10 protein-coding genes are annotated in these 12,042 nt (G+C 64.9%); 1 reads left to right on the forward strand and 9 read right to left on the reverse strand.

The window, feature by feature from the left end:
- Window positions 1–38: 38 nt before the first annotated feature.
- The 3 genes from CH274_RS13980 to CH274_RS13990 are packed head-to-tail and all read right to left on the reverse strand — an operon-like array spanning window position 39 to window position 3,660.
- Window positions 39–1,454 carry a vWA domain-containing protein gene (locus tag CH274_RS13980; protein WP_045194639.1) on the reverse strand — a complete coding sequence of 472 codons (1,416 nt, stop codon included), beginning with the start codon at window positions 1,452–1,454 and terminating at the stop codon, window positions 39–41.
- Between the two features lies 1 nt (window position 1,455).
- Entirely contained in the window at window positions 1,456–2,337 is an 882-nt protein-coding gene (locus CH274_RS13985) for an AAA family ATPase (protein WP_032394569.1), read from the reverse strand.
- Between the two features lie 45 nt (window positions 2,338–2,382).
- Window positions 2,383–3,660, reverse strand: coding sequence for a glutamate-5-semialdehyde dehydrogenase (locus tag CH274_RS13990; protein WP_094657798.1), 1,278 nt, complete (start codon window positions 3,658–3,660; stop codon window positions 2,383–2,385).
- 113 nt (window positions 3,661–3,773) lie between these two features.
- Between CH274_RS13990 and CH274_RS13995 the strand changes: the two genes are divergently transcribed.
- Entirely contained in the window at window positions 3,774–4,925 is a 1,152-nt protein-coding gene (locus CH274_RS13995; RefSeq protein ID WP_179275739.1) for an NADH:flavin oxidoreductase/NADH oxidase, read from the forward strand.
- Between the two features lie 4 nt (window positions 4,926–4,929).
- Here CH274_RS13995 and CH274_RS14000 read toward each other — a convergent pair whose 3' ends face one another.
- From CH274_RS14000 to CH274_RS14025, 6 genes are all read right to left on the reverse strand, one after another.
- Window positions 4,930–5,886 (reverse strand): D-2-hydroxyacid dehydrogenase, encoded by a 957-nt coding sequence (locus tag CH274_RS14000; protein ID WP_094657799.1) that lies wholly within the window; start codon window positions 5,884–5,886, stop codon window positions 4,930–4,932.
- Window positions 5,886–7,316, reverse strand: coding sequence for an MFS transporter (locus CH274_RS14005; RefSeq protein ID WP_256993572.1), 1,431 nt, complete (start codon window positions 7,314–7,316; stop codon window positions 5,886–5,888). The genes CH274_RS14000 and CH274_RS14005 overlap by 1 nt, the downstream gene beginning before the upstream one ends.
- Before the next feature lie 114 nt (window positions 7,317–7,430).
- On the reverse strand, window positions 7,431–8,627 hold the full coding sequence (locus CH274_RS14010; RefSeq protein ID WP_032394572.1) for a M20 family metallopeptidase: 1,197 nt from the start codon (window positions 8,625–8,627) through the stop codon (window positions 7,431–7,433).
- Window positions 8,624–9,916 (reverse strand): aminotransferase-like domain-containing protein, encoded by a 1,293-nt coding sequence (locus CH274_RS14015; protein ID WP_179275740.1) that lies wholly within the window; start codon window positions 9,914–9,916, stop codon window positions 8,624–8,626. Before CH274_RS14015 ends, CH274_RS14010 begins: the two co-directional genes overlap by 4 nt.
- Before the next feature lie 2 nt (window positions 9,917–9,918).
- Window positions 9,919–11,097, reverse strand: a complete 1,179-nt coding sequence (locus CH274_RS14020; protein ID WP_176459079.1) for a M24 family metallopeptidase — start codon at window positions 11,095–11,097, stop codon at window positions 9,919–9,921.
- 222 nt (window positions 11,098–11,319) lie between these two features.
- Window positions 11,320–12,033, reverse strand: a complete 714-nt coding sequence (locus CH274_RS14025) for a GntR family transcriptional regulator (protein ID WP_230596661.1) — start codon at window positions 12,031–12,033, stop codon at window positions 11,320–11,322.
- Between the last annotated feature and the right edge of the window lie 9 nt (window positions 12,034–12,042).

Genomic DNA, 12,042 nt, shown 5'->3' on the forward strand with positions numbered 1-12,042 from the left:
CGATTCTACGTCCGGGTTGCCGCTGGGCGTCACACGCCTCACACCGGAAGCAGACGCGAGACCACGGTGGCGAGCTGCTGAGCCGATCGGCACTCGTGCATCGCGATCACGTCGGAGTACACCTTGGCCGCCGAATCGCCGGAACCCCACTGCGATTTCGGTTCCGGATTGAGCCAGTACGCATGCTTGGCCACCGACACGATGTGCGCCAACGCCGGCAGCTTCGGCTCGCGGTAGTTGGTGCGGGCGTCACCGAGAATCAGCACCGAACTGCGACTGGTGACCGCATGGGCGTACTTCTCGTCGAACGTCGTCAGTGCATGGCCGTAGTCCGAGTGTCCGTCGTACGTCACGAGATCGGATTCGCCGATGATTCGGCTCATCGCGGCTCCGAGATCGGAACCGGAATCGAAGAATCGCGTCACCTCGTCGGTGGAGTCGATGAACGCGAAGATGCGCACGCGCGAGAACTGCTCGCGTAGTGCATGCACCAGCAGCAGAGTGAAATTGCTGAATCCTGCCACCGAGCCCGAGACATCGCACAGCACAACGAGTTCGGGGCGTGCTCTCCGAGGCTTGCGCTCGACCAGGTCGATCGGGACGCCGCCGGTTGACATCGACTTGCGCAGCGTGCGACGCAGATCGATCGAGCCGTGTCTGCTTCGGCTGCGCCGCACCGCAAGTCGCGACGCCAGCAGCCGGGCGAGAGGGGTGACGTTACGCCGCAGCGCCGCCATCTCGGTGTCCGAGGCCCGCAGGAAGTCGACTTCCTCGGCGAGCTTGGGCACCCCGTAGCTCGCTACCCGCTCACGGCCCAGCTTCTCTGCCGAACGACGCCTCGTCTCGCTCTCGACCATCTTGCGTAGGTCTGCGATACGTTGCGCGGCAGTGCGTTTGGCGACCTCGGACTCGTAGTCGTCGGTGGGGCGATCGGGCGCGTCGTCGCTGCGCCCGAGCAATCCGTCGAGAATCTTGCGCAGCAACGTTTCGGGCGCAACGTCGCGCAGGGCCTGATACGCCGAGAACGAAGGCCCGTTGGAGGACTTGTACTGTCCGAGTTCCTCGACCATCTGCGCAGCCAGCATCTGGGTCAACTCCGCGGCCTCGGCCGAGTCGTCCGAGAGCAGATCCACCAACAGCTCGCGGAGCGCATCGATGTCGACGTCGCCGGCGTCGGTGCGAGGCAACGCGGTATCGATCTGCCCCGAGTCCCTGGTGCCCGATGCCACCGGAAACCACAGGTCGAACAGGGCGTCGAAGACTCCGCGATGCGTCGGCCGGCGCAACAGTGCACAGGCCAGACCCTCGCGCACGGCCTCCCGATCGAGCAGGTCGAGAACCGACAGGACGCGTCCGGCATCGACCGTCTCCGACGGCCCGACCGAAATTCCACGCCGACGCAGCGCATCGACGAAACCGACGAGGTGACCGGGAATTCCGTGCGGGGCCTGCATGTCAGTTGAGCCGGAGTTCGGCTGCCGCGCGGACCTGGTCCGACTGATGCTTGAGCACCACACCGAGTGTGGAGCGAACCGCATCGTCGTCGAGGGTGTCCATACCGAGCGCCAACAGAGTGCGTCCCCAGTCGATGGTCTCGGCCACCGAGGGCAACTTCTTGAGCTGCATCGCGCGCAGTACCCGCACGGTCTTGATCATCTGCTCGGCGACGGCCTCGGGCAGTTCGGGAACCCTGCTGGCGAGAATCCGGCGCTCGAGGTCGGCGTCGGGAAAGTCCAGGTGCAGGAACAGGCAGCGACGCTTCAGGGCCTCGGACAGTTCACGGGTGGCATTGGAGGTGAGCACCACGAACGGCGTCCGCTCGGCCACGATCGTGCCGAGTTCGGGAATGGTGATCGCGAAGTCGCTGAGCACCTCGAGCAGCAGACCTTCGATCTCGACATCGGCCTTGTCGGTCTCGTCGATGAGCAGAACCGTGGGATCGGTCCGACGAATCGCCTGCAGCAGCGGCCGCGCCAACAGGAATTCCTCGGAGAAGACATCGAGCTTGGTCGAGTCCCAATCGGCCGCGGTACCGGACTGGATGCGCAGGATCTGCTTGGCGTGGTTCCACTCGTACAGCGCGCGAGCCTCGTCCACACCCTCGTAGCACTGCAGCCGCACCAGTTCGGCACCGGTCGTCTGCGCGACGGCACGGGCCAACTCGGTCTTGCCCACTCCCGCCGGACCTTCGATCAGCAGCGGCTTGCCGAGGCGATCGGCGAGAAACACCGAGGTGGCGGTGGCCTTGTCGGCCAGATAGCCCGTCTCGGCCAGGCGCCTCTGGACGTCGTCCACGCTGGCGAACAGCGGGGGTGTCGTCGGTAGGGCACGATCCATGTCACAGCTCCTGATGATCGGGTCTGGCCGGTACTTCGAGGGGTGTCAGTCTCGGACGTGTCCGTCGCCCCACACGGTCCACTTGGTCGAGGTCAATTCGGGCAATCCCATGGGTCCACGCGCGTGCAGCTTCTGAGTCGAGATACCGATCTCGGCTCCGAAGCCGAATTGCTCTCCGTCGGTGAACGCCGTGGACGCGTTGACCATCACCGCGGACGCATCGACCCGCTGGGTGAACTCGCGCGCGGCACCGATGTCGGCGGCGACGATCGCCTCGGTGTGGCCGGTGCCGTATCGGTCGATGTGCTCGATCGCCTCGTCGATACCGCCGACGACCTTCAGCGCGATGTCGAGGGAGAGGTACTCCTGCGACCAGTCCTCGTCGTGCGCAGGCACGAGCCCGGGCAGGTCCCCGTGCACAGTGACGCTGTGCATCTGGAACGCCTGGAGCAGCCGGGGCACCATGGTCTCGGCGATCGCGGAGTCCACCAACACGGTCTCGGCGGCGTTGCAGACGCTGACCCGCCGGGTCTTGGCGTTGAGCACGATCTTCTCGGCCGTCTCCGGATCGGCAGAAGCATGGATGTACACGTGGCAGTTTCCGACGCCGGTCTCGATGGTGGGGACCGTTGCGTCGCGCACGACCGCAGCGATCAGTCCTGCTCCACCGCGCGGGATCACCACGTCAACCAGTCCGCGCGCCTGGATGAGGTGGGTGACCGTGGCACGGTCGGCGCTTCCGAGAAGTTGCACCGCGGCCTCGGGCAGACCGTGACCGCGTAACGCTCCCTGCAGTGCCTCGACAAGTGCCGCGTTGGACCGTGCCGCCGACGACGAACCACGAAGCAGCACCGCGTTGCCGGACTTGAACGCGAGACCGAACGCGTCGACGGTGACGTTGGGCCGAGCCTCGTAGACCATGCCCACCACGCCGAGCGGAACTCTCAGTTGCCGAATCTCCAGCCCGTTGGGCAGCGTCGAACCACGGATGATCTCGCCGATCGGATCGGGCAGCCCGGCCACCTGTCGCAGACCGGCGGCGATGCCGTCGATGCGCGACGCGGTCAGCCGCAGGCGGTCCAGCAGCCCCTCGTCGGTACCGGCCGCTCGCGCGTTCTCGATATCGACTGCGTTCGCGGCGAGTACCGACTCCGTTGCAGCGACGACCGCGTCGGCCGCGGAATGCAGCGCAGCGTCCTTCTCTGCAGTCGTCAGCAGCGCGAGCGCGCGTGATGCGGTGCGCGCTCGGCGGGCTGCGGCGTGCACGTTCTCTCGCTCGTCGGCAGTCGTGGTCACCGGTTCGGCCGAGACGGAAGCTGTCATGAACTACACACTAATAGGGGCCGGGAATGAAGCTGCATCGCCGCGTCGTTGCAGCACAGCGTGAAGATCGTCGACCGACCGTCGACGCCGCCCGAAGACCGGAGGAACCACTTGTGAGTGCGCTGTTCGAGCCTCTGACCCTGCGTGAGGTCACCTTCCCGAACCGGGTGTGGATGGCACCGATGTGCCAGTACTCGGCCGACGAGGCGGGTGACAGTGTCGGCGTCGCCGGCAACTGGCATCGCACCCACCTGGTGAGCCGGGCGATCGGCGGTGCCGGGTTGATCATCACCGAAGCCACCGCGGTGAGCCCCGAGGGTCGCATCAGCCCGTCGGACCTGGGTATCTGGAACGACACTCAGGCCGACGCATTGGCGGCGATCGTCGCCGAGATCGAATCCTTCGGAACCGTGCCGGGTATCCAGCTGGCACACGCGGGCCGCAAGGCGTCGACCGCGGCTCCCTGGTCGGGTGGCAAGTCCTTGCCCGCCGAGGATCCCCGAAGCTGGGAGACCGTCGGCCCGAGCGCGGTTGCGTTCGGTGACTACGCGACCCCGAAGGAGGCCACAGCCGAGGACATCGCGAAGATCGTCGACGACTTCCGGACTGCCGCTCAGCGGGCGCTGAAAGCAGGATTCCGGGTTGTCGAGATACACGGCGCACACGGCTACCTGCTGCACCAGTTCCTGTCCCCCGCCAGCAACACGCGGACCGACTCGTACGGCGGCGACTTCTCGGGTCGCACGCGGCTGCTGATCGAGGTCGTCGACGCGGTGCGTGAGGTGTGGCCGGCCGAGCTTCCGGTCTTCGTTCGCCTCTCGGCGACGGATTGGCTCGACGAGCCCGAGAATGCTGCAGGAGTGGAGTCTGCGGAACGACCCGGTGGGGAGGGCACGCCCGCATTGGAGGCTCCGAGCTGGACGTCGGATCAGACGGTGGCCTTGGCGCAGATCCTCACCGAGCACGGGGTGGATCTGGTCGACACCTCGACCGGCGGAAACGTGCACGCCAAAATTCCGGTCGGTCCCGGCTACCAGGTTCCGTTCGCGCGGCGCATCCAGAACGAGACGACCATGCCCGCTGCCGCGGTCGGCATGATCACCGAACCCAAGCAGGCGGAGGACATCGTCTCGCTGGGCGAGGCGACGGCCGTGCTGCTGGCGCGCGAGCTACTGCGGGATCCGTACTGGCCGCGACGCGCTGCCCGCGAACTCGGCGTCGAGATGCTCCCGGCCGTGGCACCGCAGTACGAGCGGGCCTACTGAGAGTTCAGACCACGAAGCCGAGCTTCTTGTCCACGACATTGAGCAACGGTTCTCCGCGGAAGTATCGACGTGCGTTGTCGGCGAACAACTCTGCCAGTCGCAGCTTCCACCCCGACGCGTCACCGCTCATGTGCGGTGTGACGATCACGTTCTCGGCCGTCCACAACGGATGGTCGGCCGAGAGCGGTTCGGTCTCGAACACGTCGAGTGCGGCACCTGCGATGTGCCCGGTGGCCAGGTGCGCCAGCAGTGCCTCGGTGTCGAGCAACTCCCCGCGGCCCACGTTCACGACGCGTGAACCGGGTTTCATCGCGGCCAGCACCGAATCGTCGACCATTCCTCGCGTCTGTTCGGTCAACGGGGCGACCAGCACCAGGTAGTCGGCCCGCGCCACTTCGGCTGCCAGATCATCACTGGCGTACACGGTCCCGAAGTCTCGGTCGCCTTCTCGTGCTGTTCGACCCACGCCGGAGATCGACATTCCCACTGCATTCAACAAGGTGGCGATAGCCCGGCCGATCGCGCCGGTACCCACGATCATCGCGTGAGCACCATCGATGCGCTCGGTCTCGCGGTGCTGCCAGATCTTCGAATGCTGCAGTGCACGTGAACGTTCGGAGTCCTTGGCGAAGGCGAGGATCTGCGCAAGCACGAACTCTGCGATCGGTCGGTCGAAGACTCCCCGCGAATTGGTCACGACCACATCGGATTCCACCAGATCGTCGAACATCAACGAGTCGACGCCTGCGGCGGCGATGTGGATCCATTTCAGCGAACTGCAGCGCGGCCACGCGGATTCGACTGCAGGCGAGAAGAAATCCCACAGCAGCAACGCGTCGGCACCGTCGACCGCATCACCGAGTGTGTCGGAAGTGGCGTACCGGACGTCGGCGACCTCCTCGACGGATTCGAGTCCGTCGGGGAGGTCGCCGGCGTGCAGAACGACGAGAACCGGTGCCACTACTTCTTCTTGTAGCCGACGAGCTCGACGCCGGAGGCAGCGACCTCGTCGTCGTTGTCGCCGGGGCACTGGGTGCCGCGCAGCGAACGGCCTGCGGTTTCCGGCATCAGCAGAATCGGCACGAAGGCGATGGCGGCCGCGATCATCATGTACCAGCCCGGGACCAGGTTCGAGCCCGTCCGATCGATGAGGAACGTCAGGATCAGCGGAGCGGTACCGCCGAAGAGCGCCGTCGAGACGTTGTATCCGATGGCGAACGCTCCGTAGCGCACCTGAGTGGGGAACAGTGCGGGCAGTGTCGACGACACACACGAGCACATGATGACCAGCAACACTCCGAGACCGAGCAAACCGATGCTCTGCCCGACCAGTCCGGTATTGATGATCAGCAGGAACAACGGCACGCTGAGCACGAAGTACCCGACGCAGGCCGCCAGCAGCAGCGGCTTTCGGCCCACCCGGTCGGACAGAGCGCCGATGGGGTTGATGATCGCCATCATGACGATCATGATGGCCACGAGAGTGAAGTTGGACTGAGTCGTGCTGTGGCCCAACGTGTCGCTCAGATACGAGGGCAAGAACGTCAGCACCGTGTAGTAGGCGATGTTCAGAAGCAGCACGAATCCCATGAGGATCAGGATTCGCTGCCAGTACGTCATGGTGGTCTTGAGCGAGGCCATGGCCCCACCCGAACCCTCCTCCACCGTGCCGCCGTCTTCCTTGGCCTCGGCGAACACGGGAGAATCTTCGAGGCGGGTCCGCAGCCACAGCGCAACGATGCCGAGTGGCAACGTCACGAGGAACGGGATTCGCCAGCCCCAGGCCTCCATCGTCTCGTCGCCGAGACCCACGTTGAGCAGGGTGCACAGCGTGGCACCGCCCACGGTGCCGGCGAGAGTGCCAAATTCGAGGAACGACCCGAAGAATCCGCGGCGTTTGTCCGGCGCGTATTCGGCCATGAACACGGCTGCGCCGCCGTACTCACCACCGGTGGAGAAGCCCTGCACCAATCGGCAGACGAGCAGCAATAGCGGTGCGGCGATGCCGATCGTGTCGAACGTCGGCAGCACGCCGATCGTCGCGGTGGCCAGCGTCATCATCGTGACGGTCAGAACCAGGACTTTCTGACGCCCGATTCGGTCACCGAGGGGGCCCAGAACGATGCCGCCGATGGGCCGGATGATGAACGACGCGGCCAGCACGGCGAATGTGGAGAGCAGGCTCGCTCCCCCGTCCTCGGACGGGAAGAAATTGGCGGCGATGTAGACGGCCAGATAGCCGTACACCGCGTAGTCGAACCACTCGACTGCGTTGCCGAGTGCGGATCCGCCGATGGCCCGGTGCAGAACTTTGGTCTCGTCCGGGCTCAGAGTGTCGGTACTCGGTGCATATCCGGTCGGCGACGATGCCGACCCTGAATTTTCGGTCACGGTCGAAATACCTCTCGCTTTTGTGAACAACATGGAGCGTCGGTGTGGTACTTCGCAGCGTTCGACTTTACGACGACGCGCAACGTTCGATTCGGCCAACCCCCCGGTGCGGCGCTAAAGCCCAGGTGGCGCAGCGATTCTGGTGGCGATCAGCGCGTACGCCCTTGCGCTGTCGGTCAATTGCCGCACGGCCACGGATTCGTCCGGCCGATGTGCCTGGTTTTCGATCTCCCCCGGACCGAGCACGACGGTGCCGATACCCATCTGCTGTGCCACGAAACCACCATCGCACGAAGCAGTCCAGATGTCAGTCGAACTCGCAGATCCGGTGTCGAGGACCGATTGCACTGCGGTGCTGACCAATCCGCTGTCTGCGCTGGTCAGGAAGCCGGGCATCTCCATCGCGACGTCGATTGTCACCTCGATACCGGATCCGGTCACATCCGCTGCTTCGATACGTGAGCGCAATTCGTCGACGACATCGATGGCCCGCTCGCCGGGAAGCAGTCGCCGATCGACGGTGAGCGTGCAGCGATCGGCGACCATCGAGGTTCCCGTCCCACCGGAGATGGTTCCCACGTTCCAGGTGGCGGGGCCCAACTCGGGATCGGGTTTGCCGTCCAGCTCGATCTGCCAGTCTTCGATGATCGCGATGATGCGCGCAGCAGCCGCTATGGCATTGGCTCCGTTACGAGGTTGTCCCGCATGTGCGGAGCGGCCGCGAATCTCGATCTCCAGATTGGCGGCGCCTCGGCAACCGACAATGGTGACCAGATCCGTCGGCTCGGCCACCACGCAGTGGCTGTGGTTCCGCAGTGGTGGGTCGGCCACGAACGCTCGGATGCCGAGACCGGTGTCCTCCTCGTCGACCAGGCACGCCAACGTCATCGGATGCTCGTCGGCAAGACCGGCGCGCTGCACCGCGGTCATCGCGGCCACGACGGCGGCGAGGCCGCCCTTCATGTCGCAGGCCCCACGGCCGACGATGCGGCCGTCTCGAACCACGGCGGAGAAGGGGTCGGTGGTCCAGCCCGTTCCCGCGGGGACCACGTCCGAGTGCCCGACGAAGAGGACTCCCGGGCGATCGTCGGATCCGATCGAGACGATGACGTTGGGCCGACCCGGAACCACCTCGACGGTTCGAACGTCGAATCCCAGTGCGCGACAGTGCTCGGCGAGGACCTTTGCAGTCTTCTCCTCCGTGTCGCCGGGGTTTTCGCCGCCCGCGTCGATCAATGCCGCTGTCAGAGTCACGATCTCGTGCTCGTCGATCGAATCCAGCAGAGCGCGTTCGGAATCCGAGACGGTCATCGGGTGGGATCGGAGGCGAGCAGATGCTTGGACTTCTCCACCGCTGCCGCCAGCCGCCTGATCCCCTCGTCGATACGTTCGGGCGTCGACGAGGCGAAGCACAGCCGTAACGAGTCGTGGAACTTCCCACCCACCGACAATGCCGGCCCCGGTATGTAGGCCACGCCCTCGGCCAGCGCCGTCTCGAACAGGTCCTGCGTCGAGAAGTCGACATCGTTGCCGCGCAACGTCGCCCAGAGAAAGAAGCCTCCCTCGGGATCCGTCGTCGACATCGACTCGCCGAAGTACCTCTCGATGCTGTTCTGCATCGCGACCTTGCGGGGCAGGTACACCGAGGCCAACGATCGAAGATGCTCGTCGAGCAGGCCGCGCCGGATGTACTCGGCCACCATCCGCTGACCGGGCAGGTTGGTGCACGTATCCATGGCCTGTTTGGCGTTGACGATCAGTTGCCGAGCCTCGGGGGCGGCGTCCACCCACCCCACTCGCAGGCCTGGAGCGATCATCTTGGAGAAGGTCCGAACCGAGAAGATCAGCGGGTCGTTCGGACTGAGCGTGCCGAAACTGGGAATCGGATCCCCTGAGAAGCGCAGCAGGCCGTACGGATCGTCGTCGAGAATCACCGATCCCCACCGGTGTGCCAGCTCGATGAGCAGCTGACGCCGCTCGAGCGACAGGGTGACCCCGGACGGGTTCTGGAAGTTGGGAATCACGTAGATCATCTTCGGCACTCGACCTGCGCGCTCGACGAGCTCGGGCAACGCCTCGACGATGAGGCCGTCACTGTCCATCGGAGCTTCGAGAATGTCACCTCCGTAGCTGAGTACGGTCGCGGTTCCGTTGGTGTACGTGGGACTTTCGACGATCACCAGGTCGCCCGGGTCGATGAACAGCTTGCACGCGATGTCGAGGCCCTGCATTCCGCCTGAGGTGATCACCACCCGCTCCTCGGTCGTGGGTTCGCCCACCGAGTCGAGGTATGCGAGCAACGCGTCGATCAAACCCGGATCACCCTCGGTGGCACCGTAATCGAATGCGTCCGCGGTGAGTACGCTGCCGGCGATCTCGGTGAACGCAGCGGCCGGAACCGTCTCGGCTGCAGGAGATCCCATGGCGAATCGAACGATGTCGTGTTTCTGCGCGGCGAGGAGCGATGTCGACGAATCGATCACCGATCCCACCAGCTTGTCGGTTCGTAGCGCCCAGGGGATGGCAGGAGTGGAGCCTGCGGAACGACCCTTCGTAACAGGAGTGGAGCCTGCGGGGCGACCTTGTGCGGTGGCGGTCATGCTCACTCCTTCGTCAGTAGTTCTCGGGGGTATGCGGTGAAGGTTTCGAGGCCGTTCTCGGTGACACGAACGGCCTCGGATACCTCGTATCCGTAGTCGTCCATCCACATTCCGCCGATAATGTGGAACGTCATGTTCTCGGCGAGTACCGTCTCGTCGTCGGTGCGCAGGCTGACGGTGCGCTCACCCCAGTCGGGTGCGTAGGCGATGCCGATCGAGTAGCCGATGCGCGACGGTTTGTGCAGTCCGTGCTTGGCCAGGCTGGTGTTCCACACCTGCGCCAGCTCGGTGGCGGTGACGCCTGCCCGTACGGTTGCGAGCACGTCGTTCAGGGCTTCCCCGGTGGACTTGGCGAGGTAATCCAAACGTGGACTTGGCTTTCCGAGAACGATGGTGCGCGCCATCGGGACGTGGTAGCGCCGGAACACTCCGGCCAGTTCGACGACGGTGGTCTCGCCCCGCACGAAGCGCTGATGCGACCAGGTCAGGTGAGGGGTGTCGGCTCCGGCACCGGTGGGCAGCATCGGGACGATGGCGGGGTGGTCGCCGCCGAACTCCTCGGTGCCGCGTACCTGTGCGTTCATGATGGCAGCAGCTGCGTCGCACTGCCGTTCACCGACCGAGATCGACCGGTACGCGGCCGACATCGCCGACTCGCACACCTGGGCGGCACCGCGCATCAGGGCGATCTCCGCCGGCGACTTGACCACTCGCACCCAGTTGATCAGTTCGTAGGAGTCGGTGAAGCGGTATTCGGGTAGCGACTTCACCAGTGCCTCGAATGCCTTCGGGCTGAAGTAGTACGAGTCCATCTCCAACCCGACCTGGCCGTGCTCGAAGTTGTTCACCAGTCCCAGTTCCCGCAGCTTTGCGGCGACCCAGACGAACGGGTGGGTGTCCTTGCGCTGTACGAATGTTTCGGGGTAGCCGAACGTTCGATCCTGCGGCAGCCATGACGTCCGAAACGCGCCGTTGGCGTCCATCTCGCGGGCGAAGAAGTACATCTCTCCGTCGAGGGGCACGTACAGCATCTGCGGGGTGTAGAAGGAGAGGGCGTTGTAGCCGAGCAGGTAGTACAGGTTCGCGGGATCGGTGACGATGAGCGCGGTGAGGTTCTGCGCTGCCATCCGCTCTCGGACGGCAGCGAGCCGGGCGGCGTACTCCTCGTCGGTGAAGGTGATCGGCGTGCTGTTCGGAACATCGGGGTACCGAGCCAGGCCTGGAGCGGCCCGTCCTGTGGTCTCGTCGGGTCCGAGTGCGGTGACGTAGGCGGCGTCGGGTGAGTCGTTCACGGGCACCCCCTTCAAGGAAGTCGTTTTAGTAGATTGTTGACAATCAGGCTAAGCGCTGGCGCGAGAGGTTCGCAAGACTTCGGATGTAAATGCTGTGTTGCGGGCAGGCGACTAACCCGGAGTGGCCAGCGCCGAGTGTTCTGCCTGCTCCTCGACCATGGCGCGAGTCAGATCGTGGATAGCGGTGTCCATGTGCTCGTGCACGCCCTTTTCCAGTGCGTCCCAGTCGGATCCGAGCAGGAGGTCGACGATCAGCTGGTGTTCCTCCACCAGCGCCTCGGGCCGGTAGTACGCGGTTTCGAGGTTGGCCATGCAGATTCGCGCCTCTGCAGCGAGCGTGGCGTACATTCGCGACATTCGGCTGTTGCGCGTTGCCGCGACCAGGGCGGTGTGAAACGCCAGATCCCGTTCGGCAAGACCTCGCCAGTCCGCCCGATCGATGAACGGCTGCATCTGCATCACGATGGCCGAGAGCTCATCGGCAGCCGAAACCAAACGAGCGCGATCGCCGTGCACCAGAGTCCACGCGGCACCGACCTCGATCGCCGCGCGGGATTCGTAGATCTCGGTGACATCCTCGCTGCTCAGCTCGACGACGAACACGCCTCGATTCCGGTAGCTGACGAGGAGCCCCTCCTGATTGAGACGCTGCAACGCCTCCCGGACCGGTCCCCGCGAGATCTCGAGTTCCGCGGCGACGTTGGCCTCGTTGATCTGTTCCCCTGGGGCGTAGGACCCGTCGATGATGCGGTCGCGAATCTGGTCGGCAATGACCATCGACGTGTTGCGTGCGTCGATGGGCGTCAGTCGTCTCGAACTGGGCATGATCGAAAA

Source organism: Rhodococcus sp. 06-418-5 (assembly GCF_002258285.1).
Lineage (GTDB): Bacteria > Actinomycetota > Actinomycetes > Mycobacteriales > Mycobacteriaceae > Rhodococcoides.

Excerpts from the sequence above, each read along its gene's own strand:
- CH274_RS13980 (WP_045194639.1), bottom strand. The coding sequence starts at position 1,454 with ATGCAGGCCCCGCACGGAATTCCCGGTCACCTCGTCGGTTTCGTCGAT.
- CH274_RS13985 (WP_032394569.1), bottom strand. The coding sequence starts at position 2,337 with ATGGATCGTGCCCTACCGACGACACCCCCGCTGTTCGCCAGCGTGGAC.
- CH274_RS13990 (WP_094657798.1), bottom strand. The coding sequence starts at position 3,660 with ATGACAGCTTCCGTCTCGGCCGAACCGGTGACCACGACTGCCGACGAG.
- CH274_RS14010 (WP_032394572.1), bottom strand. The coding sequence starts at position 8,627 with ATGACCGTCTCGGATTCCGAACGCGCTCTGCTGGATTCGATCGACGAG.
- CH274_RS14015 (WP_179275740.1), bottom strand. The coding sequence starts at position 9,916 with ATGACCGCCACCGCACAAGGTCGCCCCGCAGGCTCCACTCCTGTTACG.
- CH274_RS14025 (WP_230596661.1), bottom strand. The coding sequence starts at position 12,033 with ATGCCCAGTTCGAGACGACTGACGCCCATCGACGCACGCAACACGTCG.